Source organism: Extibacter muris (assembly GCF_004345005.1).
GTDB lineage: Bacteria > Bacillota > Clostridia > Lachnospirales > Lachnospiraceae > Extibacter > Extibacter muris.
Genome location: NZ_SMMX01000006.1, coordinates 135618 through 158433 on the forward strand (window position 1 = coordinate 135618; position 22816 = coordinate 158433).

Consider the following 22816-nt stretch of genomic DNA (forward strand, 5'->3'; position numbering starts at 1 on the left):
CGTCCCGGTATCCCTGGTTTGCGGGAGAGGAGCTGCTATCAGCGACTCTGCCGCAAAGTTAGGAGGCCGTGGGCTAGTCGAAGCCTCGGACGCATCGGAGCAGATGCCACCCGGCTTCCGCCCGGCGCCCTAATTTACCAAGCCCCCATTGAAGGCCTCCAGTAGCGCCGGTACCTCGTGCAGCGTCTCCACTACCTTGTATGTAAGCCGCGTCAATGCTTCATCCGGCCTTACCAGGTCGGGCACCATCACAGGCACCATACCCGCCGCATGGGCGGAACGTATGCCGTTTGGCGAGTCCTCCAGAGCCATGCAGCGGCCGGCATCCGCCCCGATTGCCATACATGCGGACAGATATATCTCCGGATCCGGCTTGGCCCGGCTCACCATGTCACCGAATACAAAACCGTCAAAGTATCCTTTGATTCCGGCATCGGTCAGATTACGAAGCGCATATTCGCCTCTCGAGGAAGTGGCGACCGCAGTCTTAAGCCCGTGCGCCCGGGCATACAGGAGAAGCTCTTTGACCCCGGGTTTCATAGGAAGCCCCTCCTCGTCTGTTATCTTACGGAAACGCACTCTTGTAAGAGCCGCAAACTCCTCATGTGGAAAATCAGCCCCGACAGCCTGTGAAAAATACTCCTTCCGGCTGACCGCATTCATCCCAAGCGTATGATATATATGGCTGCCCATCCGGGGAATCCCGAGTACGTTGCCACAGTCCTCCCAAGAGCGCTGGACAATGCGCTCTGAATCAAACAGCAGGCCGTCCATGTCAAATATAAGTGCATCTATCATCTTCTAAAACTCAATTCCTTTCCCGAGTGCATCCTTCAGATAATCCGATACCTCTTCAAGCTTGTTGATAATCTCCTGCTTCTCCTCCCACTCGTCACCCCGCATGTCTTTTGCCGCAAGACATTTCTGAATGTGCTTCACTTCTTTTATCAGTTCTTCCGTCATTATCATAACCCCCTTTGCTGTCTCACTCAGATCCGCCTGAACCAATCAATGGCAGATCATCATGTATATAAACAGTATATCACACTCTGCCGTGACGTGACAAACGCTTCCTCATCCATCCTTATTGAACGTTGGCGGCCCCATATGCTATACTGAAAAGTATCAAGCATAAGAGAGGTCGTTGCACTATGAAAGAAATCAAACGAATCCCACTGGAAGGACTCTTCAACACACGTGACCTTGGCGGGTTCCCTGCTGCAGACAACCGGCACATCAGACCCTGCAGGCTCATAAGAAGCGGCATGCTCCGCGATATGACCGGGCAGGACAAGGAGACCCTCGCATATACATACGGCTTAAAGAACATTGTAGACTTCCGCACCACGCATGAGCAGTCCGAAAGCCCCGACCCGGCTATCCCGGGGGTGCGGCACATAAGCATTCCTATCTTGGAAGCCATGACAGCCGGAATTACCCACGACGAAGAATCCGACAGGCAGCTCTCTCTCGGAGAGGCGACCATGAGCATGAAAGAGCGGGGCATAGACCCGGCCGCCTACATGCGGCAGATGTATGAAGATATCATCACCAGCGAATATGCACTGAAGCAGTACCGCCGCTTTTTCAATCTCCTCGCGGCACAGGCCGAAGGCGCCACTCTCTGGCACTGCAGCGCCGGCAAGGACCGGGTCGGCATCGGTACGGCTATGCTTCTCTACATGCTCGGCGTGGACATCGATACGATTATGGAAGACTATATGATGACAGGCACATTTCTGCAGGAAGAGATTGATAAGATTATCAGCGGCCTCTCCCACCGGTTCAAAGATTCATCCGCACTGGAAAGCATACGGATCTGCATGGGAGTGAAGGAAGATTATCTTGAGACCGTCTTTGGCATTATGAAGCAGACATCCGGCAGCATCAGCGCCTTCCTGGAAGATAAGGTAGGACTGGATCGAGGCAAAAGAGACACATTAAAGGCACTGTACCTTGAGTGACAGTGCCCTGGCAGTATTATCTATCTATATGACTTTGCAGAAAACATAGCGGGGCAGCCCTCCGTACTTCTCCTCTTCCGCCACAATGTCATATCCAAGCTTCAGGAAATTATTCACGCTGTAGATGTTGTCCGGATGTGCTGTTCCCATCAGATATGTATATGCGGTGCCTGCCAGCAGCTTCTCGCCGCTGTCCATGAGCTGCTTCTGGATTCCACGGCCGCGGAAATGAGGAACGACGGCCGCGGACTCCATATGTGCGACTGCCATGCCCTGTTCTTGCGTAAGCTTTATATAGCTCCCGAGATTATCCTCAGAATTCCCCGGATAACGGATAACGAGGAATCCCGCCAATGTATCTTCCGTAACAGCTTTTAACGTGATGCCCTCTTCTTCAATATGCCGTTCGAGAAAAGAGGTATCGTCGATGACATACCAGCCAGAGTCCCGGACTAGCCTGTATGAATCAACCATGATCTTCCGTATCGCAGGAACATCTCCGTATCCTGCCCGCTCTATGCTCAATCTCTTGCTCATAGATCCTCCCTCTCTCCATCCGTCAGCAGGTAGTAAACGAATGGCAGTTGTGTTATGATAAAATATGCAAAACGAAACGGAAAGGAACATATATGTTATGAAAATTATGATTGCATCTGATATCCACGGCTCAGCCTATTACTGTAGGAAGATGATTGACGCATACCATATGGAGAAGGCGGACCGCCTTCTCCTGCTCGGAGATATACTGTACCACGGTCCCCGCAACGCCCTTCCGGAAGATTACAATCCGAAAGAAGTCGCCTCCATGCTGAACGCGATGAAGGAGGAGCTGCTCTGCGTCCGCGGCAACTGCGATACAGAAGTAGACCAGATGGTGCTTGATTTCCCAGTCATGGCAGATTACTGTCTGCTGGAACTCGGCGGACGTCCTGTATACGCTACCCACGGACACCACTGGAATCCACAGACGCCCCTTCCCCTTAAAACAGGAGACATCCTGCTGAACGGACACACCCACGTCCCGGCAAATGAGGACATGGGTGGCTATACGTACATGAATCCCGGCTCCGTCTCCATCCCGAAGGAAGGCTCCGCACACGGCTATATGCTGTTTGACGGCTGCTTTCAATGGAAAGACCTGGATGGCGGCATACTGGATATCTAATCCTCCCTATTCTCCTGCCTCTTTCTTGATTCGTTTCCGGTAAAGCTGCCTCAGCCATCCGACCAGCATCGTCAGGTAACGCAGCACAGGCTCTGTCGCGATCGAGAATACGACGAAAAGCATGATGCACTCCACGGACATTCCCGTAATGGCAAACAGGTCGGGAAGGAAGATGCTGCATGCCAGAAGCCCGATGATACTCCCAATCCAGACGATAACCCGAAGCGTATTGAGCGGCTGGCATATCTTGAACAGGATCATAAATCCGACAATTGCAAGCAGCATCGTTGCCGCGGTGGAGATATCCGACGGGCTCACGCCAAAGGTTCCGCCGAACACTACGAGAGCGCCGACCGCAAGCACATCCGTCAATCCCGCCGGCAGTGCCTTCAGGAATACATTCGTCAGGAAATGCCCCTTGATCACTTCCTTGTTCGGCTGCAGTGCCAGGAAGAATGCCGGTATCCCTATGGTAAACATACTGATAAGCGATATCTGTGACGGTTCCAGAGGATACGTGATCATGAAGGCCACTGAGAACAATGAAAGCAGGAAGGAGAATATGTTCTTTACGAGAAACAGGCTTGCCGAACGCTGAATATTGTTGACGACCCTGCGGCCTTCCAGTACGACAGAAGGCATACACGAAAAGTCCGACTCGAGCAGGACTACCTGGGAAGCCTGCACTGCCGCCTCGCTGCCGGAGGCCATGGCGACGCTACAGTCCGCGTCCTTAAGGGCGAGCACATCGTTGACACCGTCACCGGTCATGGCCACGGTCCTTCCCTGGCTTTTGAGCGCCTGCACGAACTGGCGCTTCTGTGCCGGCGTCACACGTCCGAACACGGTATATTTTGCTATCGCGTCCGCAATGTCCTCGTCCGTATGAAGCGTGGCAGCGTCCACATAGCTCTCTGCATCTTTGATTCCAGCTTCCTTAGCCACCTCCGACACTGTCAGCGGGTTATCACCGGATATGACCTTCACCTCTACCCCCTGCTCCGCAAAATAAGCAAATGTCTCGGAAGCTTCCTTCCTGACCGGGTTGGCCAGAAGTATATAGGCGAGGGGCACCGCCTTTCCTGTCAGCGCTTTCCCGTCAATCTCGCCATCATAGTCTGCAAAGACAAGCACACGATACCCCTTCCCCGCATACTGCCGTATCTGCTCTTTATACGTCTCGTAATCGTCCCGGAGGATGAATTCCGGGGCACCGAGCACATGGGCCTTGTCCTCATATGTGACTCCGCTGTATTTCGTCTTAGACGTAAACGGCGTAACCTTGACCGGCTTCTCGTCCGAGTGCTCCTTAAAGTAAGACTTGAGCGCTTCCATCGTGCTGTTGTCGCTGCTCATGGCAAGCGCAAAATCTCCAACCAGCCTGGAAAGGCTGTCATTCCGTCCGCTCCCGACTGCTCCGTCATCTTTGCCTGCTCCATCATCTCTGTCTGCTCCGTCATCTTTCTCTGCTCCGGCGTCTTTGCCAAATCCGCCGGATTCCCCGTCCTGCGCACCCTTGGCACTGACTGGGACAAGCTTCTTGACGCTCATCGTATTCTCTGTAATCGTCCCGGTCTTGTCCACACAGAGCACGTCCACCCTTGCCAGAGTCTCGATGCTCTTCATATCGTGAAGCAGCACCTTCTGCTTCGCGAGCCGCATGGAGCTGACTGCCAGCGCGACACTGGCAAGAAGGTACAGCCCCTCCGGTATCATTCCGATAACAGCGGCTACCATGGAAGTGATGCTGCCGCGGAGCGTCCCATGGTTGAAGAACAGGCTCTGTACCACAAGGGCGATGCCAATCGGTATAAGGGCGATGCCGATGAACTTCACAAGCTTGTTCAAAGAACGCATCATCTCAGACTGCTCGCCCTTCTGCATCGCCTTGGCTTCCAGCGTCAGCTTGGATATATAAGAATCGGCCCCCACATATTCCAGCCTTGCGTGGCACTGCCCGGCGACTACAAAGCTTCCGGACATCAGATGGTCTCCTCTTTTCTTCGTAATCTCATCAGACTCTCCGGTCAGAAGCGATTCGTTGACCTGCACCTCGCCTGCCGCCACGACCGCATCCGCACATATCTGGTTTCCTGCTTTGAAGATGACGATATCATCCAGCACCAGCTCCTCAGAATCCACCGTCGACGTCCTTCCTTCCCGCACCGCAAGCGCCTGCGGCGCGTTGAGCATCGTCAGCTTCTCAAGGGTATTCTTGGCCCGTATTTCCTGCACGATACCGATAAGCGTATTGGCGATGATGACCGGCAGAAACGTCAGGTTACGGAATGACCCGACAAGGCAGAGCAGCACCGCCAGCACTGCGAAAATAAGGTTAAAATACGTAAATACATTCTCATGTACGATTTCTTTTACTGTCTGCGCCGGGGGCTCCACCGACACGTTCCGGTATCCCGCCGCGGCGTGTTCCTTCACCTGCCTGGCCGAAAGGCCTTCTCTGTAGTCCGGCTCGTAGCGTGTTATCGGAGCACGTTCCTCCTCATACTCATATGTCTCTTCTTCTGTCTCTGTCCCGTATCCGGACTTCCGCCTCAAAAACATGTTATCCTCCTTAAGCTGACCCTCCGGCAGCTGCTCTACGCTTCGTACTGCGCACATTTTACGCCGTATGGGAACATAAGGTTATTATACCTCCGCACACCTTATAATTCTATAAACAGTTTCTGAATTTTGTCTTATTTTTCCTATAAGGGCTTCCGGCACCTGTGCCTCAATACAGATAGTCTCTTCCATACTTGTCCAGAAATTCTCCTATCGGTATCGGCTCCGAAAACAGATATCCCTGTCCGATATCGCAGTGGTAGCTCCTCAACAGCTCCCGCTGTTCCTCTGTCTCTATCCCTTCTGCGACCGCCGTGATGATACCGAGCTCCCGGCACATCTGAATCGTGTGTTCCAGCACGATGCGCGAGCGCCAGTTCGTCATGATATCTTTGATAAGGCTCTGATCAATCTTAAGCTCTTTAAAATCCAGTCTGGCGAGAAGCGACAGATTGGAATATCTGGTCCCGTAATCGTCCAGAGAGAATGCAAAGCCATGCTCTTTAAACCGTTCCATCAGCTGTCCAAGCGTCTCTGCCCCCATCCTGCTTATGCTTTCCGTCACTTCGATTGTCAGCAGTCCGGGGGCGACCCCATACCTTCCTCTTATCCTGGCAAGGCTTTCTATGATATCTATCCCCATCAGGCTGATTCTGGAAAAGTTGACGGCTATAGGAATCATACGATATCCCTTTTCCTTCCAGCTGTCCAGAAGCCTGCACACCTCCTCGAACACGTACAGGTCGAGCTGCTGGATGACCCCCTCGGCTTCATACAAAGGGATGAACTGTCCCGGCATAAGGACTTCCCCATCCTCCGTCCGCCTTCTGACAAGCGCCTCCGCACCGTACAGTTCTCCTGTATCGATATTTACCTTCGGCTGCAGGTACACCTTAAATTCGCCGGATGCGATCTCTTCCACCAGCTTTTTGGCAAGCACCTCGTGATAAGAGTTCTTCCCTTCTACACCATTGCCATAATAGACCTGCTTCTCTACATACATCATGTTGTCGCTGTAGCCGATCTGCTCCTTGACATCCACGTTGCCTTCCCGGTAATTGACCCCCATGGAAAAGTCGCACATGCAATCTTCCTGCTCGAACCTCCGAAGCTGCATGAGACGGCTGTCAAACTCGCTGCGCTCCCCGTCTATGAACAGGCAGACAAACTCATCTCCGCCGACGCGGTAAGCATTCTCCGGAAATATGCCGGCCAGTCCGGTTGCCACGTTCTGGATGATGCAGTCTCCGTACTGATGCCCATATCTGTCATTAGATGCTTTCAGCGAATTGATGTCGACAAATACGACGCCGAGCGAATCAAGCTCTGTATCCTGAAGCTTCTCAATCGTCTCTATATAAAGGTTCCGGTTCCCAAGCCCGGTCAGAGTGTCCCTGTAGCTCAGCTTACGGAAATTATCCAGCATATGCCGCTTTGTTATATCGTTCTCTATGAAATATGGCACGGACTGGAGCAGCTTGATCTGTCCTGTGCCACAGGACGGATTATCCACGCCGATGAAGCCTATAAGCACGCCGTCCTTCCAGAATGGCGCAGCCATGAGCTTCTCAATCCCCTGCGAAGCAAGGAGTTCATAATCCTCAGATCCTTCCTCAGCAAAATCACGCAGCGAATCAAAGTAGAACACGCCTCTGGCCTTGAATGTCTCCAGCCATATGTCCACCGTGCATATCGGAAGATCCTGCAGGTTATCAATCTGCGGCGTAACCCCATCCCTGCGCCATTCATAAGAATTAGAAACATACCGGGCATCGTAATCAATTTCAAATATATAGGCCCTTTCCGCCTGATAGAAATCCCCGATTATCTGCAGCAGCTTTTCTATGGCTGTATCTATCTCCGTATGCTCCGACAGCGTATGTATGCATTCTACCAGCGTCTCTTCCACAGACAGCTGCCGCTCCAGTTCCATGTGCTCAGCTTCTGATTCTGTAATATCCACGCTGATTTCCAGCCGCATATTCCTGCCATCGATCTCTATCAGCTTATCTTTCAGTTCATAATGCTGTTTTAGTATAGGGTTGTAATGCTTCCATACGTGATAGCCATCTTTCTTAAGACACTCGTTCGTACAGAACGGACAAGGGGCCTCCAGCCCCTGCAGGACCTTATAACATTTGTCCCCGATACGCTTACGGTCAATATCGAACTTTTCCATCAGCGCTCTGTTCATATACACCAGCTCATAGCTCTCCATATCTGATATATATACCATATTTTCACTTTCATCTAGTATTAGGGATGATATCCGATTGTAATCCAACTTGCAGCCTCCTGTCCTGTACAACAATTCTGTTATTGCCATTATACTCTACTTTCGGCTGGCTGTAAAAACAATCTTCACTTCTCTTTGCTGTCTTTGATGTATTTCTCTGCTGCCGGATCCTTGATGTTATATATGCGCTTCCATTCCTTCGTGGCATCATCCCGTTTTGCCGTGGACTGGTTCCTGTACAGGAACCGGACGAGCGGATAAGGGTCTATCCATATCTCATGGTTCCCCTCTCTCTGGGATTCGTCAAAGATAAGCTGCAGCCCAAAATGCAGATGGTACGTGTCGATGTTATTGACATTCTCTTTCGTACTGTATCCCGTACGCCCCATATAGCCGATGACATCTCCCGCCTGCACGACCGAACCCTCCTTCAACGATTTGGCAAAGGGGAAGTCCTGGCGCAGATGGGCATAGTAATAGTACCGCCTGTCGTCAAAGCTGCTTACCCCTATACGCCAGCCGCCGTACTGGTTCCAACCGAGTTCCATCACATAGCCGGACTCTACCGCTACTACCGGCGTACCTATATGAATATAAAATAGAATATCATTAATTGGTATATATTACCATGATATTATCTTCCCTTATAGGTTTATTATACTTGTGGAGGTGGTATTTATGGTAGGAGTCTCTATTGCTATTTGCGATGACCAGGAATATTTTCGAGACCAGATATGCGAACTTTTGGACTGCTACGACTGGGGCTGCACAACAAGGCTTTCCACAGATACGTATGCTAACGGCGAAGATTTAATAGATGAAATACAGGCCGGTAAACATTATGATATCGTATTCCTTGATGTTCTGCTCAAGAAGTCGATGGGCTTTGATGTTGGCATAATGCTCAAAGCCCTATTGCCTGATATTTTATTAGTTTATATAACTTCTTATACAAAGTATTCAGTAAATATCTTAAAGGCCGAGCCCTTCTACTTCATTGAAAAACCTGTTTGTTCGCACATGCTATATCATGTATTAGAACGCTGCATAGAGAGAATCCGTTTTCTCAGGAGAGATTATATATATTCCTGTGCAATCAATGGGGCGGAGCATAAGATAGACCTTCTCAACGTGCTTTATTTCGAATCATCATTAAGGGTCGTCAAATTACATACCTATTCGGATGTTATGCAATTTTATGGCAAACTGGATAAGGTAGAAAAGGATATAAGTATCATTTGCAATTTTTTTCTTCGCCCGAACAAGAGTTATTTGATAAATTCGCACTATATTGATTCCATCTGTAGAAAGCATGTCGTAATAAAAGGATTAGAAATAAGTATAACGGATAATTATAGGTCAAAATTTTTTGCCAACTACGCAAAATCTGTTTGATAATGGAGACCAGACTATGGAAAACTTGCACGATTATGACTTGCAACAAATATATGTTATCCGACGAAGACAGGGAAGCAATTAAACTAGGGAAAGAGTATCTATTCAGGCAAGGGTGGGGCCTACTATGGCCGCCTGCAAAAATATGCAGATGGCTAAGGTCCAAATTCTAAAACAATAGGGGTTGATATGTGGCATAAAGGCGATAAATGTTACATCATCGAAAACAACATGCACATCCGTCCCGCCACCGTAGTCCGAAGCGGCGGCGGGTTCTGCGTTATCCGGTTCGGGAGCGGAAAGGGGATACGGATTAGGGAGAGCAGACTATACCGGACGCCTGAGGAGGCAGCTATGCATGTACGGTACAACAGCTCACCGCGGCGGACGCATTATGATTATGAATGAAGGCCCTGTGTTGTTTCGCTCAGGGCTTTCTTCCAAAATGTAACTATTAAAAAAATAGATAATCAATAACCCTATTTTTACATTCCAAAATGGTTTCTATTATTAGTATTAATATATCATAGTCTTAATATCTAATGAATAAACCGCCATTGGTGTCGGTGGCTTGCATTATACTATTTATTTAGCTTTCCTTCTTTAATGCTCTCCAGCTTTTCTATGATTAGCTTCTCAACATATTTTGGTGGATTATGTGTAGCGGCTTCCCAATCCTTTATCGTCCTAATCGGTATCTCTAACATATCTGACATTTGCTGTTGCGTCAGACCTGCTTCCATCCGTGATTTCCTTATTTTATTCTCCTTCATAGATTATCTCACCTTGCAGTATGCTGTCGCTTGATCAGCTATTTTTTTCGTGCTATATGCAGAAAATATTCTATTGATATCTGTGGCATACTCTTCACGATTAAAAGGTCTCATTTTTTGTTCCATTACACAACCAAATAATTTCTTGGTGAACTGTTCTGAAAGCCCCATCAACCTCATGCTTTTGATTTCTCCAGTTGCAGAATCTACCAGCATAAGTATAAGTGCAAGTCCTTGCCCTTCACCTGGCAACGTATATTTTGTTAAGTTCAGGCTCAGGTGTGGAGTGTACGGTGCATCCATCCAGTTTAGGTTGCCTATCTTTGTAGTTATCACCGTTACGTTTTTAAATTCTGTAAATCTTATCTCGTATGGATTGTTCGAACCGAACTGCTTTATTTCCTCGTCCGTTGGATTGTTAAAATATACTATCATCATTGCGCCGTCATCCGCCATATCAAATTTTACCCCTTCTTCATGTCCGACTGCTTCCGGTATTATTTGTCCAACTTCAAATTTTGTCATACTATTTTTCTCCTTCTCCATAGTGATTTTTTTCAAATTCTTCCCATGACCTGCTAAACTCATGATTCATGAATGCTTCCTTTAGCCCTGTGATTTGTTTCAAACGGATTACTTCATCCAAATCCATCCCTAATCTTTTGCATATCTTTTCATCATCCCATCCCATCTTCGCAAGCTCCACTACGATGTCTGACATAGGACGTATCCCATGCGACCCACGTGCCCTGTTATGTCGGATTGTTGAACCTATACGCTCATCCGCAGGCTTGTCTATCGTTGATACCGGAAGGTAACCGTGTACCCTCTTTTTGATGTCTGCATGTTCTCGCCCAATTCGGTTCCTGTGGAATCCGTCCACTATCTCCCTGCTGCTGTCTCCTAAGTCATATGTTACTATCGGCATCGTGTATCCGTCAAGTTTTATTGACTCGTAGAGAAGCTTCATCTCCGGTGTGGCGACATGGTTCGGATTATATTCGTTGGCCTTAACGTTGTCCTGTCTTATCCATTGTATGCAGTCACAAGGTTCTTCCTTGAACGGGCTTACATCATGTATTTTTTTCCTCACCATATTTAACGCCTCTACCTTTTCATCCGTCGTTCCGAGCCGTTCGATTTCTTCCGCGAGTTTATCCGTTAATTTCTTTAGTCTGCTCATCTCTTCCTCCAATCACATTGCCAAATCTACTCGTCCTCTCTATCATGCTCTTGTTCCTCTATTTTTTCTGCCAGCAACCTCAATTTCTTATTGTCCGTGTCTTTTGGCCTTATAATGTTATGGTACTTTTCCTTCAATTCAAACAGTTTCTTGACATCTGATTTCGTCTCCCCGAAAGACAGCCTCGACATCCAGAAATCATTTTTTTCTATCGCTCTTGCTATACGCCGCCATGATGCCGCTTTTTTTGCCGACTCTAGTTTTCTTTCAGCTACTTCTGGTATCTCTTCTATGCTTACATTTTCCTGCTTCTCGTACCATTGTAAAAATGTAGTTATTTTCTTGTGATAATGGTCCCTTACCTCTGGAGCATATAAGCCGATGCTTTCTAGCAAGAACACTGCGTACTGCTCCCACGTCATGCTATCCGGCTTCTCAGACTTGATATTTCCAAGGAGTGATGTCCTGCAGTAGATGTTACCAAAATTTACCCCTTCCACCCGGTTCAATACCTTCTCCCAGGTCTCCGGTTCCAGTGTGCGGAACTGGTCGAGTCCGTTCCTCTGGTCGTCCCCGTAAGGCTGGCAAAGCCTTTGTTCATGGATTGATAAGCCATTCTTATACATCAGTTCATAAATCTTATTGAATTTCAGGTTGTACCTTGCTACCGCTGTCCAGTCATCTTCCGTCTTCCAGTCATACAGAGGATAGAAGTTCCAGCAGTTTAATGGTTCTGATTTGAATTTCACTTTTGTTGTCCATCCATATCCTGCATGCCTTTCCTTTGATTTGCTTACGATTGTACGGAACCGGTTCAGCGATTCATCTGAACGAATCCCGATTCCTGCTGCCGTCTTGCCTCCATGCTTCTCGTTGTACCACTTTGCAAACCATAGGATAAATTCCTCAAATTCCATCCCTTTAGCAAACCATTCCCATCCGGCCGGATGATTTTCTTCCGTGCATAGTATGATATCTTTCCTCTTCGACGGATATTCCCTCACCCACTTGTCAGCATCTTTTTTATCCCAGCAGACCCACTTTGGCTGTATGGCCGATACTGCATTCCTTAATGATATCGGCATTGCTACCCAATACCACTCATCTACTACATCTTTCGTGGCGTCTATCAGCTCATCTATATGCTCTATGGTCGCCTTGTACTGCGCTTCCAAATCTATATATAGCACAGAGAATCTTTTTCCGGCTTTCCTGGCCTCCTGGGCCATCAGCTGCAGCATGATGGAGCTGTCCTTCCCTCCTGAAACGGACGCGTAGTAATTGTCGAATTCCCGGAATACGATCTGATATCTTCTCAAGGCCTCCTCATATACATTAGTATTACGATATACTTTCGGCATCTCTATCCCCCAATTCCGAACAATCGAATATTTCATGGTTGTATCGGCTTCCATATATTAATTTATTTATAACCCGCTTCACATCTTCCGCATTCTTCATCTCGCTTTTTATACAGTCTAGAAGATTCTCCTTTTTGTTCAAGCATTTTAGTATGCTCTCATCGATCGTGTTTGCGGCACAGATATCTATTATATATACCTCTTCCGTCTGGCCCATCCTGTGTATCCGGTCTTCTGACTGTAGCCGTTTTCCCAAATCCCAATCATTCGACATGTTGATGATATTATGGCAGAACTGCAGGTTCAGGGAAAATCCCGCACAGTTTTTATTTGCAACCAGATATTTTTTGTCTTTTTCAAATTTACGCAATGCCTGGTCGCGATTCCTCTGCGGAACCTTCCCGTCAAATCTGACCGCATCTGGCAACAGCCCGCACAACTGAGATATTTCCGATTCATATCGGCAGAAGATGATTGTCTTTTCATCAGTAAGATGCTCCAGGCCTTTCCGTATCCTTGGATTTTTTAAGGGCGTATCGAACATTTCCACAGCCTCGAAATGTTTTCCTGATTCATTGAATATGAGCTTTTTCCCTGATATCACAGCCTGCAGCCCCGAAAATAATCTGTATATCGTTTCTGGCTTCCACTCGTCAACTCCATTCATCAGCCTTTCTGCTACGTATGAATATTCCATATCCTGCTGTTCCGTCATATAGAAGTAGGCCGTTTCATAGTTTTTTCCTGGCAGCTTCATGCATTCATTTTTAGAAATCTGGTACACGTATGGTTTTATTTTTGACGCAAGATACTCTGTGTTCAGCACCCTCCTTTTCTGCCCATGTTCGTCGTATTCGAGATGGTTAGCTGAAAAGCTCCAGTAGCTTCTATATCCTAGTATCCTCCAGTCAAGCAGATAGAATTGTGAGTACAGGTCAGCTTCGTTCCGTGATATCGGCGTGCCGTTCAGAATGATTCTGTACGGACAGTTTTCTGATATCTTCATTATGTTGTTCGTTCTGTACGCCCGCGGGTTCTTCACGAGCAGGCTTTCATCTATGACAAGAAAGCATCTCTTTTTCTTCGTCAGTTCAAGCAGGTATGCCCTCGCCCTGATGCTCGTGCTCAACGTCTCTATGCCGCAGATTGTAAATATGTCCAGCATCTCTTCCGGGCACTGCTTTTGAATCTCCCGTTTTATATTGTTCTTTGCCGAACACGGGCAGAGCCATATGACGCTGTCAATCTTTGACGATTCGTACCTTATTCTTGCAATTTCAAGTGTCGTTATTGTTTTCCCGGTGCCTTGCTCCATGAACAAGGCGCCTACTTTTAATTTTATCAACTTGTCGACAGCATCTTTCTGATGTCCTAGAAGTTCATTGTTAAGCTTCATCTTTCAAATCCTCTATGATTGCTCCCGATTCCTTCAAGCTTTTTCTGAGACGTTCCTCATCAGAAATTTCTTCCTGCGCCTTCTCTTCTACATTTTCAATCTGGTATCTCTCTTCCATCTCCAGATATTTTTCTTTTTCCTTGAGTGCTTTTTTGGAGAAGGTGAACTCCATCGTTTCTGCGAAGTCTTCAAGCTCCTTATAGAATTCGACAGCTACTTTCATATTTCCGTTATCCCAGTAAGCTCCGGGCAGCTTCTTTGCCGCATTATACAATGTACTGTTATATCCATTCCAGCATATTGCAAACGTTTTCTTTTCATCGTTCCATTTTATCCATCTTCTCTGCTCTTTTTCGAACATTCCAGATATAGCTTTCTGTTTTGAGTTCTCGTTAAAAAATCTTACCGTAAATCCATTCGATATGAGGGCGTTACCTATTTCTGCCGCACGGTCATCTATGTCTCCCGAATATTCATTTATCGCTTTTTCCCATCCTGTTCCGCTCCATGTGAAGTTCTTCTCTTTTGCAATTTCCCTGAACTTTTCATCTTTTACATAGATGGCTACAAGGTTTCCGTCCTTCGTCGTCTTTAGCTCGACGATTCCACCTTTGCTGGTCTCTTCCGGTTTCACCGTCAGCCTTTCTTTCTCTTCTTCAAGCTCATTCCTTACATCATCTGGCACTTCCTCTTCTTTTTTCCTTTCGCGGAATTCCTTGAGAAGAAAAGTCATTGTATCATATTGTGAATCTCTTCTATCAATCCAAAATTTTGCTTCTGTATGTTTTGTACAGCCATAGTCGATTGCATCCATGATTTCTTCTCTTGTTGCAACGATGTCTTCCATATTTCCCTCTTCCAAAACGATTCTTTTGCTTCCTGTTTTCTCCATCCATCTCGTCAGCTTTTTGTCAATATTTTCAATAAAATCAACTCTTAATGTAACTGCCCACTTGACCTGCTTTTCCGTTCCTGTAAGCTCTGGCAGCTCCATAGACTCTGACTTGCTTTCTGCCTCTTTATTCTTGCGTTCCTTTTCCTCTTCCAGCCACTTTTTGTAACAATCTGGGCACATGCCCTCGAATTCCCTATCTATTTTCCACTGCCTGTCTTTTCTGTGGCCAATCACATTTACCCTTCCTTCATGTCCACAAGAATATGTTCCGTAATACCATGCCATATCTGATTCCTCCTTTTGTCTTTCTAGTTATATTATAGTGCGAATTTCGCACTATGTCAATAGATTTCTGTAAAAAAAAATAAAAAGCCCCGGAGTTTTTACGCTCCGAGGCTCTATAATAACTATTATTAAGATAATCCGAGCAGCTTGCTCCATGTCTTCGGCCCGACGATACCGTCTGCCACAAGATTGTGTGCCCTCTGGAATGCCTTGATGGCTGCCTGTGTCTTAACTCCGTTTATTCCGTCCACGGCTCCGCAATTGTATCCAAGCGTGTTAAGACGCTCCTGGAGGAGTGCCGTAATATTTCCCCGGCTTGTCCGGCCTAGCTGCGGGCATCCGGCCAGCGTGTTCGGTCCTGCGATTCCGTCCACAGCCTGCTTGCTGAATCCCTGTGCATTGCACTCAGTCTGTAATCTTCTCACCCAAGCGTCACCAGACGTTGCTGGCTTAGATGGTGTGGTCGTGACCGACACGCTGCCAGAGCTTCCAGCAATGTCCGAAAACGGGAAATTGGTTCCGGGGCAGCTCGTGGCGCATACGTCACGGTGTGCCTGCACCTTGCTGATGCCGTATTTTTTTTTCAGATATGCAACAAGCTCCTTCCCTGCCGTTTTCTGCGCCGCCGGCATGGTCTCCGTCATGTACGCGCCTTCGAAGCAGATTCCGATAGAATCCGAGTTGCTCCCATATGCGTGGGAGCCTACGGTATTTTCCGGCCGGCCGCGATATACGGAGCCGTCCTTCCGAACGAAGAAGTGGTAGCCTATGCCCGCCCATCCGTTGTTTTTATGCCAACGGTGAACGTCCTGAACAGTGCAGGTGGACGCCTCTGCGTGATGCAGGATGATACGGTTCGTCTTGCTCCTTCTGCTCATGCTGCCAAATGATAGATTCGATTCTATGATTTTCATGTATTTTTTCTCCTTCCATTTAAAAAAGAGCCTGTTTCCAAGCTCTCGGATTATTTAGCTGTTTACCCTGCCAGCTGCTTTGTATTTGTCTGCTGGATAAATGATTTTATTCTGTCATAATCCCATCCACAGGCAACCAACCCGCTGACAAGGCTTTCCATTGACTGCACGCAGTCCAGTTCTTCAGCACTGAAATAATCGCGCAGATTTTCCTTTTTACTTATCCCGTAGGATGCCCGTAGCTGTGATGCATTCATCCCAAATAATGTTTTGTAGATACAGTTTGTATAAGTGGAATATGCGTGTCCATGCATCCGTTCGTCCTCGGCAGACTGCTGCAATGCCTTGGTGAGGGCCTGTCTCACCGCAATCCCTTTCTCCCGTTCTTTCATCTTGCCAATAAGGACTTTTTCCATTGCGTTAAACTGCTTGATGTAAGCTAATTTAAACCGCATAGCCTTTTCTCCTGTATATCCCATAGCCAAGAGCGTGAATCCATCTTTTGTCATAAGATACATCGGATTACTCTTTCCGTTTGAAGCCTTGTAAGAGACCAGATGGAATAGAGCTGAAAATTCAGCGGTACTAATATCACCTTCTATATTTCTGATGTCAGCCAGAACATTTCTATGTTCCTTTCCGAACGTCTCCGCAATATCCAGACTGCTTACAACCGTAACTTCGTCTTTATTAATCCTTGTTATTTCTACTAACATAATATCAATCCTTTCTGCTGATTTTACTGCATTAAAAAGAGGACGCTTACTCCGCGTCCCCATGTTCCGTATTTATTTCCGGCAATCCGGCCAAGCTGTTCAGCAGGGACAGCACTCCGGCCAGCACCGACGCAGATATGACATACTTGATATCTACTTGGCTTATTACCGCCGCCGTGCCTATGCCGGCGATTGCCGCCTGCGCAACGGTCTTGATTGCTCTCATACCTGCCCTCTTGCCCCATTCGATCCAATACGTTTTGTTCTTCATATCCTTTACCTCCTACTGAATCATAGTTAACAAGTAAATGAGGCCGCCTGCTACGGCGGTCCCCAATGCCCCCAGGAAGGCGTTGAATATAGCTTTTGTAGAATCCTTCCACCTCTTTGCCGGCTCCTGCTCAAGCTGCTCCAGACGCGCCCCTTGGTCTTTCTGCTCCTCCATCATGGTTTTCATGTTCAAGGCCAGCTCCTTTACCGATATGACCAGCTCCTGTATGGTCTTGGTCTGCTCCTCCTGGTCCTTCATCCGATGCTTTAGAGAGCCAATCTCATGTTCATGGCCTTCGAGTTTAACTGCAATCTGCTCTTCTGTCACATCATGCTACCTCTCTTTCGGTTATTATTCGGTTATAAGTTCTTCCATGCCTGAATCAATAAGGATTTCCTTGACCTGCTCCTTCAGCAGCCGCGGAACCTGTGTGTACTCCTTCTTCCCTAACATAATCTGTTGTGCCCATAACATTGCCATCATAAAATCATCCTTTCTGATTAAAAATAGTATAATATTGGTTAACAAATTGCTCATCACTGGTACACCATCTCCGACATCTCCAAGATGCAGCCCCGAAGGAACTCATTCTGCTCTCTGAGCTCAATGTTGGTCTGCTCCAGAGCCGTTATCCTGTCAGCCTGGCTTTCCCCCGCCTTATAGAGATGCGGCTCTAAAATACCAGCATTCTGCTTGTAGATACCGTCAAAGTTTGTGTAATTCTCGTATTCGGCAAGCACCTGGCCGCGCTCCTGTATGACAATCTTACTCGTCTTAAATTCGTCAGACAAAATTTCGCGGAGCTCTTCTTCCGTCGCGGAAATCGTCTTGAGATGCAACGCACCATCCGCGGCGATATATGCCTGCTGTATCAGCAGTCCTGAGGCGTCGTTGAATATAGCCTTCAAGCTATCACTCCTTTCACAAAAATAGGAGCCTTGCGGCTCCGGGTTTACGGGTTTCTTTTCTTGATAGCAAAACTATAGGGTTTTTAAGAGCACGATTTCTGCGCTAAACGTCTCGGGGGTCTGTGCAGCGGTAGTGACGTATGGTATATATACCCTATCGCCGCTTATGGATGCCGTGCCGCATAGTGTAGTAGAGTGCGCGGCTACAGCAGATATAGACAGCACGCTATAGCCGGCGGGCAGACTAATTGTAATGTATGTATAAGACTGTGCGCCGGCGGATACGTTTACTTTGTTTGTTGCCGTATTTTTAATGATAAGCCCTGCCAAATTGCTGTTTAGCTCTGCAATCTTTTCATCAAGAGCTTTCCCCTGCCTAGCATCCAAGGCAAAGCCTTCCTCCGTCGTAAGCAGCCCATTTACGACCTTTGATTTGTCCAGCTTCTCCGAATTCGCCGCATCAATATCATTTGGCGAGTAGCTCCAGTCTGTAGCATAGTCCCCGGTCTCAAGTTTTTCTCCGCATATCTGTAGGGTAACGTCTGCACCATCGCATCCAAAATAAGCGCTTTCTGTATCTGCCCTTGCTGTAAATGTCATCGTATACTTCTTCCAGCCATCTGTTATTTCCACCACGGACGTATTGTAGCCCCCGGCATTACCACCGGTCTGTAATACTAATTTAGGGCTACCTGCAGTGGCGCGGGCGTAGCAGCTGAGCGTATATGTTGTTCCGGTTGCGAGCGGTATGTTATCCTGCGTGACAAAACGTCTGCCTGAATCGTTATGTATCTCAAACCCATACTTGATTTGTGGATTAGGTGCGTCCGAAACGGCAAATACAGCCTGCGTTCCCGTTGCGTTCGGCGTGGCTCCAGATTTTCCATATCGCCATGATCTTCCTAGCCAGCTTGCGGATGCCCCAATCGTCACCAGTTCATTCGTTGCGTTCAGAATATTTGTCCCGCCTAAATCCGGTATTGTATTTATCACCTCGTTCACCGCACCGACAAGATTATCTTTGAATTCTGTCTGCAGTGCAGTTATATCACCTATTTTATTGCTAGTCGCTCTTGCAAAATCATTAATTTTTCTCGAATTACCAGCGAAGTCAGTCACCCATCCCGGCGTATCGGTTGCAATCGGTGCTGACAGGTCCAACGGTTCACCCGTTTTTGTCATAGCCATAATTTCTGCCTCCTTACTTTAAAATAGCTCCAGCTCGTGTATCATATTCATTCGCCGTCAGGTTCTTAGCATCATATTCTCCTGCTGTTAATCCTTTAGCATCATACTCCCCTGCCGTAAGCGGGCTGCCGAACATTTTTAACAACTCGACCCATATATGATTTATCACTTCCTGTACTGTTTCCTGGTTCCCATCGGATGGGTCGTAAATAATACTGTGGCCCATTGCCGCTTCGATTGCTGCTTCCGTAGCAGACTTACACTCAATGGTCTGATTTATGCTGGACTGTGTCGCCAACTCGCAGGCTGTCGTCTGCCTTTTGCACTCCTTCGTAGCAGCACTAGCGGTCGCCCCCTGCGTCCCGGCATAATCTCCTCGCGCCTTGGCATAATCCCCCTGCGTTTTAGCATAGCTTCCCTGCTCCTTCGCATAGTCGCCCTGCGCCTTGGCGTAATCACCCTGCGCCTTGGCGTAGCCTGCCTGCGTATTGGCATTATCGGTCGCTTCCCGAACTTCCTCAGTAAACTTGAGCTGCACTTCCTCGGTAGCGTCATCGATATTCTCAACCATATCTTCATAGGTTGCCATCCGCTTTGTATCCCCCGCGGTAAAGCAGATATACACTGATTTCCCATCCTCACAAAGCGGGTCGCCTTGCAGCACGACAGCAGGCTCCCCAGGGAGCAGCTTTGTCTTATCCAGCTTCTCATAAGGGCCGCGCCTATTCTGTATTGCCATGTCATCCCTTCCTTCCTAACCGGGTATCCAGCTTACCAGCGAGACTGTCTTGATCTCTGGATACCTCAAAACATAATCCCATCCGCCGCCGGAATAGTTGTAATAGCTGCACGTATATATTTCCGTCCCAGTCTGGTCTCCTGTCTGAGGATACCCCTTGTTTGACGATGCCTGTACCATTCGGCCGCTACCGATATACATAGCCGTATGGTTCTGTACATTGAGCAATACATCCCCGCGTTCCATGCCAGCCCCCGACGATAAGCTGCAAGAGCCTGTCACATCCCGGAAGCCTGCCGCTGTAAATACGCTGTACATGGTATGCGTCGATGGAGTATAGCCCGGCCGGGTATTAAGCCCTGCATTATAATACGCCCAACATACGAGAGACGAGCAGTCATAGTCCGGCCCGTCCCGGTTTGCCTGGCTGTATCCGTGACTGTCATCATTAGCTATTCCGATGGCCCAGGTCACAGCTGTTTCAATCACTGACATGTCTTCAATCCCCCTCTCTAAAATGTCGAGCCGCTGGCGGTCTTGCCGCCGGTCAATATGCCGCCCTTAAAAGTCAGGTAGCTTCCATCTGAAAAATTGGCTGTACCTGTCTTGCCGCCACCGATGTTTACCGGATTGCCGCTTAAGTTCAAAGTTCCGTTTGCACCAACAGTGATACTCCCCGAACTCGTCAGCATCGCTTTCCCGTCATTGGTGAGTGTAAGCCTCGATGTCTTTCCCCCATAGCTGTCAACAGTTATGCCGCCATTGATGTATGATATAATCCCTGTTGTCGTACCATTGGCCCCTCTGATATAGCAACATCCATTGTTTATGGATATAGAATATTTATCCTTTGGGTTATCTGAGGTTATCGGTCCGGTTGTGTAAATGCCTCCATTATTCCACCGGCCCTGTACCGTACCGCTTGCATCCTGCATTACTAGCTTTCCGTTCTGGTTATTATATCCTCCGAGGGTAAGCGTCCCCGCATGTATCCAGTCGCAGTTGATGCCAATGGCACTTAAGATATTAACGGTGGCATTTCCGGAAGAGTCAAGCCCGGCATTCCACGTCCTGCCACCGTCCGTGCTAACTGCAAATGCATCCGCGGTAAACTTCCAGATGCACTTAGATTCTGCAAGCGTCGGCTTGTCATGCATGTAGTAAATAATGCTACCATCCTCCTGGGCCTCCTCGGTCTTAAATACGCCAAAGGCCTGCGACATTACAGTTGCCAAGCTCGAAGCCTGTTTTTGCGCTTCCTTCCTGATTTCCACTATCGCCTGCGTAAGCTCCGAGTATTGCTTTGAGCTGTTCTTCCCCGGCGTCTCCGCATCGCAGGATACGCTCATGAATCCGCCCAGATTAAAAGTCAGGTTCGTAATCAGGCAGTTGTATGTATTCTGCCGCCGGTCCGTCACGTATGCCAAATCCCCCGCCTCTACGGTTGGGTCCCCCAGGGTCTGTGTGGACATCGGCCTGAATTTCAAGCCAATCAGTTTGCCGCCAAGATACTGTGCAACCGTCTCGGCTGTCCCTTTCTGTATCAGCTTGTTCCCGGACACCGCAAGGATATATCCGGGGCTACCTACCGTCACTGTCTGCTTTTTGTCCTGCTCCGTTTCGGTAAATTCTTCCGTAACCTGCACTCCGGTTATCACCACATCATCCGTGCTTACCTTGAAACTGTTGAGCGAATATAGATGGTGGAATGCATCCAAATCTTCGAACGTGCCGCCATCTATCGAAGCACCGGAAGAGTAATCTTCAAAGTCGCCGCCATCCACGATGTCTCCAGATATATACTGCGGCGTCCCATCGTCAAAGATGCCGCCGTCAATATTATCATTCTTTTCAAATATCTCCTGCTCGAACCACCTAAATTCCAGCCGGCCATAGGTATCACACCGTCCGAAGCAGCAGGCCAGCTGTGCACAGTAGGCCAGCATCTGCCTGCAGGTCAATGCCTCATCCACTGGCCGGCCGGCAACCTCATAAGTATAGTTGTCAAAATCCGGCGTGTTTAGCGATACCCCGCAATAGTTGCATATGTCTTTTACAATTTCTCCCAGGGTTGCCGGATAGGAGGTATTTACTTCTGCGTAATCCACATCGAATTTAGACATATTGTCCATACACTCTAATGTGATTGCGCTCTCCGAATACTGCGCCTCAAATACAGTGTAAATACCTTTGCGAATCTTTTCGAGGCTGTTCGGCAGCTGTAGACCTATATAAACAGTTACTACTGCTCCGTCAAAATCGTATGTACTAAACTCCGACTCGACATTGCTTATATTCAATGTCAACTTATTGACAATACAACTTCCCACTGTGAAGGTATCTGTGGCTGTAACTCCGTCATTGATTTTCAGGCCGTTAGTACGCAGGTTAAAATTTTCAAGATGGATAGTCGTGCCATCTGTCAGTACGATATCTATATAAGCAAGAAAATTCCTTTTGCCTAAAGAAACATAATTTTTAAACTCATTACTTACATTAATCATCTTTACCTCTCCACTAAATCAACTGTCACGCTGCGATACCAGAAAATTCCGTCACCAAGCGTCCCGATCTGTTCTTTTGCGATTGTACTCCTGTACACATATATCGTAATATCAGCTCCGTCATCATGAAAAGTAATCGGAAAAAAACCCGCAACAATCCTTTTTCTTATCGTTACCACATCCTGTTCTGGCAGGATCCCCCATTTTATTGATACGGTCTTTTTCTCTGCTATAACTGCTCCAGCCATAGTTGCGTCCATAAGCCGCCCGGTGTCTGCAGTCCATATCAGTTCATCATTGACCGTAATAGATACGGGAGCCGGGAGCGCTATGCCCCCGGCTGTTAATATATTTTTCAACT

General features: G+C 47.8%; 26 protein-coding genes and 1 pseudogene. 4 read left to right on the top strand and 23 right to left on the bottom strand.

The genetic code is table 11. The annotated features are described in order from the left end of the window. Window positions 1-129: 129 nt before the first annotated feature. Together E1963_RS09120 and E1963_RS19670 are read right to left on the bottom strand one after the other, a co-directional pair. Window positions 130-798, bottom strand: coding sequence for an HAD family hydrolase (locus E1963_RS09120; protein WP_132277306.1), 669 nt, complete (start codon window positions 796-798; stop codon window positions 130-132). A 3-nt stretch (window positions 799-801) separates the two neighbouring features. After that, entirely contained in the window at window positions 802-963 is a 162-nt protein-coding gene (locus E1963_RS19670; protein ID WP_167482156.1) for a hypothetical protein, read from the bottom strand. 188 nt (window positions 964-1151) lie between these two features. Here E1963_RS19670 and E1963_RS09125 point away from each other — a divergent pair, with 188 nt between their 5' ends. Beyond that, a complete protein-coding gene (locus tag E1963_RS09125; protein ID WP_132277308.1) occupies window positions 1152-1964 on the top strand; it encodes a tyrosine-protein phosphatase in 813 nt (270 codons plus the stop codon). 24 nt (window positions 1965-1988) lie between these two features. Here E1963_RS09125 and E1963_RS09130 read toward each other — a convergent pair whose 3' ends face one another. Beyond that, window positions 1989-2501 (bottom strand): GNAT family N-acetyltransferase, encoded by a 513-nt coding sequence (locus E1963_RS09130; protein WP_132277310.1) that lies wholly within the window; start codon window positions 2499-2501, stop codon window positions 1989-1991. A gap of 97 nt (window positions 2502-2598) precedes the next feature. On the opposite strand from E1963_RS09130, the gene yfcE reads away from it, so the two are divergent. Further along, entirely contained in the window at window positions 2599-3129 is a 531-nt protein-coding gene (gene yfcE / locus E1963_RS09135) for a phosphodiesterase (RefSeq protein WP_132277312.1), read from the top strand. 6 nt (window positions 3130-3135) lie between these two features. Here the strand turns inward: yfcE and E1963_RS09140 are convergent, their stop codons facing one another. The 3 genes and pseudogenes from E1963_RS09140 to E1963_RS09150 all read right to left on the bottom strand — a co-directional run. Then, on the bottom strand, window positions 3136-5691 hold the full coding sequence (locus E1963_RS09140; protein ID WP_132277314.1) for a cation-translocating P-type ATPase: 2556 nt from the start codon (window positions 5689-5691) through the stop codon (window positions 3136-3138). 169 nt (window positions 5692-5860) lie between these two features. Further along, window positions 5861-7975, bottom strand: coding sequence for a putative bifunctional diguanylate cyclase/phosphodiesterase (locus tag E1963_RS09145; RefSeq protein ID WP_243117651.1), 2115 nt, complete (start codon window positions 7973-7975; stop codon window positions 5861-5863). 77 nt (window positions 7976-8052) lie between these two features. Next, window positions 8053-8514, bottom strand: a pseudogene (locus tag E1963_RS09150) (M23 family metallopeptidase); the annotation flags it as partial. A gap of 91 nt (window positions 8515-8605) precedes the next feature. On the opposite strand from E1963_RS09150, the gene E1963_RS09155 reads away from it, so the two are divergent. Continuing rightward, the gene (locus E1963_RS09155) at window positions 8606-9322 is read left to right on the top strand and encodes a LytR/AlgR family response regulator transcription factor (RefSeq protein WP_132277318.1); all 717 of its coding nucleotides are present in this window, start codon (window positions 8606-8608) and stop codon (window positions 9320-9322) included. A gap of 189 nt (window positions 9323-9511) precedes the next feature. Next, entirely contained in the window at window positions 9512-9730 is a 219-nt protein-coding gene (locus E1963_RS09160; protein WP_132277320.1) for a hypothetical protein, read from the top strand. Between the two features lie 173 nt (window positions 9731-9903). Here the strand turns inward: E1963_RS09160 and E1963_RS09165 are convergent, their stop codons facing one another. The 17 genes from E1963_RS09165 to E1963_RS09245 all read right to left on the bottom strand — a co-directional run bounded on the left by E1963_RS09165 (window position 9904) and on the right by E1963_RS09245 (window position 22814). After that, on the bottom strand, window positions 9904-10095 hold the full coding sequence (locus tag E1963_RS09165) for a helix-turn-helix domain-containing protein (protein WP_132277322.1): 192 nt from the start codon (window positions 10093-10095) through the stop codon (window positions 9904-9906). Between the two features lie 3 nt (window positions 10096-10098). Then, window positions 10099-10620: a hypothetical protein gene (locus E1963_RS09170; RefSeq protein ID WP_132277324.1), complete on the bottom strand. Its 522-nt coding sequence runs from the start codon at window positions 10618-10620 to the stop codon at window positions 10099-10101. 1 nt (window position 10621) lies between these two features. After that, a complete protein-coding gene (locus E1963_RS09175) occupies window positions 10622-11278 on the bottom strand; it encodes an IbrB-like domain-containing protein (RefSeq protein ID WP_132277326.1) in 657 nt (218 codons plus the stop codon). A 26-nt stretch (window positions 11279-11304) separates the two neighbouring features. Beyond that, window positions 11305-12639, bottom strand: a complete 1335-nt coding sequence (locus E1963_RS09180) for a DUF3440 domain-containing protein (RefSeq protein ID WP_167482157.1) — start codon at window positions 12637-12639, stop codon at window positions 11305-11307. After that, a complete protein-coding gene (locus E1963_RS09185) occupies window positions 12620-14035 on the bottom strand; it encodes an SNF2-related protein (protein WP_132277328.1) in 1416 nt (471 codons plus the stop codon). Before E1963_RS09185 ends, E1963_RS09180 begins: the two co-directional genes overlap by 20 nt. Further along, entirely contained in the window at window positions 14025-15215 is a 1191-nt protein-coding gene (locus E1963_RS09190; RefSeq protein WP_132277330.1) for a hypothetical protein, read from the bottom strand. Before E1963_RS09190 ends, E1963_RS09185 begins: the two co-directional genes overlap by 11 nt. A 128-nt stretch (window positions 15216-15343) precedes the next feature. Next, the gene (locus tag E1963_RS09195) at window positions 15344-16129 is read right to left on the bottom strand and encodes a peptidoglycan recognition protein family protein (RefSeq protein WP_132277332.1); all 786 of its coding nucleotides are present in this window, start codon (window positions 16127-16129) and stop codon (window positions 15344-15346) included. Between the two features lie 62 nt (window positions 16130-16191). Beyond that, window positions 16192-16845, bottom strand: coding sequence for a Rha family transcriptional regulator (locus E1963_RS09200; RefSeq protein ID WP_132277334.1), 654 nt, complete (start codon window positions 16843-16845; stop codon window positions 16192-16194). 46 nt (window positions 16846-16891) lie between these two features. Then, window positions 16892-17116 (bottom strand): holin, encoded by a 225-nt coding sequence (locus E1963_RS09205; protein WP_132277336.1) that lies wholly within the window; start codon window positions 17114-17116, stop codon window positions 16892-16894. A 12-nt stretch (window positions 17117-17128) separates the two neighbouring features. After that, on the bottom strand, window positions 17129-17443 hold the full coding sequence (locus E1963_RS09210) for a hypothetical protein (protein ID WP_132277338.1): 315 nt from the start codon (window positions 17441-17443) through the stop codon (window positions 17129-17131). Window positions 17444-17467: 24 nt separating this feature from the next. Further along, window positions 17468-17599, bottom strand: a complete 132-nt coding sequence (locus E1963_RS21270) for a CD1375 family protein (protein WP_262201036.1) — start codon at window positions 17597-17599, stop codon at window positions 17468-17470. Between the two features lie 53 nt (window positions 17600-17652). Continuing rightward, window positions 17653-18024 (bottom strand): hypothetical protein, encoded by a 372-nt coding sequence (locus E1963_RS09220; protein WP_132277340.1) that lies wholly within the window; start codon window positions 18022-18024, stop codon window positions 17653-17655. A gap of 72 nt (window positions 18025-18096) precedes the next feature. Then, complete coding sequence (locus tag E1963_RS09225; RefSeq protein WP_132277342.1) at window positions 18097-19212, bottom strand: phage head spike fiber domain-containing protein; 1116 nt, start codon at window positions 19210-19212, stop codon at window positions 18097-18099. A 13-nt stretch (window positions 19213-19225) separates the two neighbouring features. Beyond that, window positions 19226-19951: a hypothetical protein gene (locus E1963_RS09230; protein ID WP_132277344.1), complete on the bottom strand. Its 726-nt coding sequence runs from the start codon at window positions 19949-19951 to the stop codon at window positions 19226-19228. A gap of 15 nt (window positions 19952-19966) precedes the next feature. Beyond that, window positions 19967-20446: an endolysin-like domain-containing protein gene (locus E1963_RS09235; RefSeq protein ID WP_132277346.1), complete on the bottom strand. Its 480-nt coding sequence runs from the start codon at window positions 20444-20446 to the stop codon at window positions 19967-19969. A gap of 17 nt (window positions 20447-20463) precedes the next feature. After that, entirely contained in the window at window positions 20464-22455 is a 1992-nt protein-coding gene (locus tag E1963_RS09240; RefSeq protein ID WP_132277348.1) for a hypothetical protein, read from the bottom strand. A 2-nt stretch (window positions 22456-22457) separates the two neighbouring features. Next, on the bottom strand, window positions 22458-22814 hold the full coding sequence (locus E1963_RS09245; protein ID WP_132277350.1) for a hypothetical protein: 357 nt from the start codon (window positions 22812-22814) through the stop codon (window positions 22458-22460). Between the last annotated feature and the right edge of the window lie 2 nt (window positions 22815-22816).

Bases quoted from the DNA above. Each gene is read 5' to 3' on its own strand.
- E1963_RS19670 (WP_167482156.1), bottom strand. From the start codon at position 963: ATGACGGAAGAACTGATAAAAGAAGTGAAGCACATTCAGAAATGTCTT.
- E1963_RS09160 (WP_132277320.1), top strand. From the start codon at position 9,512: ATGTGGCATAAAGGCGATAAATGTTACATCATCGAAAACAACATGCAC.
- E1963_RS09140 (WP_132277314.1), bottom strand. From the start codon at position 5,691: ATGTTTTTGAGGCGGAAGTCCGGATACGGGACAGAGACAGAAGAAGAG.
- E1963_RS09185 (WP_132277328.1), bottom strand. From the start codon at position 14,035: ATGAAGCTTAACAATGAACTTCTAGGACATCAGAAAGATGCTGTCGAC.
- E1963_RS09200 (WP_132277334.1), bottom strand. From the start codon at position 16,845: ATGTTAGTAGAAATAACAAGGATTAATAAAGACGAAGTTACGGTTGTA.
- E1963_RS09235 (WP_132277346.1), bottom strand. From the start codon at position 20,446: ATGTCAGTGATTGAAACAGCTGTGACCTGGGCCATCGGAATAGCTAAT.
- E1963_RS09195 (WP_132277332.1), bottom strand. From the start codon at position 16,129: ATGAAAATCATAGAATCGAATCTATCATTTGGCAGCATGAGCAGAAGG.
- E1963_RS09225 (WP_132277342.1), bottom strand. From the start codon at position 19,212: ATGGCTATGACAAAAACGGGTGAACCGTTGGACCTGTCAGCACCGATT.
- E1963_RS09170 (WP_132277324.1), bottom strand. From the start codon at position 10,620: ATGACAAAATTTGAAGTTGGACAAATAATACCGGAAGCAGTCGGACAT.
- E1963_RS09230 (WP_132277344.1), bottom strand. From the start codon at position 19,951: ATGGCAATACAGAATAGGCGCGGCCCTTATGAGAAGCTGGATAAGACA.
- yfcE (WP_132277312.1), top strand. From the start codon at position 2,599: ATGAAAATTATGATTGCATCTGATATCCACGGCTCAGCCTATTACTGT.
- E1963_RS09155 (WP_132277318.1), top strand. From the start codon at position 8,606: ATGGTAGGAGTCTCTATTGCTATTTGCGATGACCAGGAATATTTTCGA.
- E1963_RS09180 (WP_167482157.1), bottom strand. From the start codon at position 12,639: ATGCCGAAAGTATATCGTAATACTAATGTATATGAGGAGGCCTTGAGA.
- E1963_RS09175 (WP_132277326.1), bottom strand. From the start codon at position 11,278: ATGAGCAGACTAAAGAAATTAACGGATAAACTCGCGGAAGAAATCGAA.
- E1963_RS21270 (WP_262201036.1), bottom strand. From the start codon at position 17,599: ATGATGGCAATGTTATGGGCACAACAGATTATGTTAGGGAAGAAGGAG.
- E1963_RS09130 (WP_132277310.1), bottom strand. From the start codon at position 2,501: ATGAGCAAGAGATTGAGCATAGAGCGGGCAGGATACGGAGATGTTCCT.
- E1963_RS09165 (WP_132277322.1), bottom strand. From the start codon at position 10,095: ATGAAGGAGAATAAAATAAGGAAATCACGGATGGAAGCAGGTCTGACG.
- E1963_RS09205 (WP_132277336.1), bottom strand. From the start codon at position 17,116: ATGAAGAACAAAACGTATTGGATCGAATGGGGCAAGAGGGCAGGTATG.
- E1963_RS09190 (WP_132277330.1), bottom strand. From the start codon at position 15,215: ATGGCATGGTATTACGGAACATATTCTTGTGGACATGAAGGAAGGGTA.
- E1963_RS09125 (WP_132277308.1), top strand. From the start codon at position 1,152: ATGAAAGAAATCAAACGAATCCCACTGGAAGGACTCTTCAACACACGT.
- E1963_RS09120 (WP_132277306.1), bottom strand. From the start codon at position 798: ATGATAGATGCACTTATATTTGACATGGACGGCCTGCTGTTTGATTCA.
- E1963_RS09240 (WP_132277348.1), bottom strand. From the start codon at position 22,455: ATGATTAATGTAAGTAATGAGTTTAAAAATTATGTTTCTTTAGGCAAA.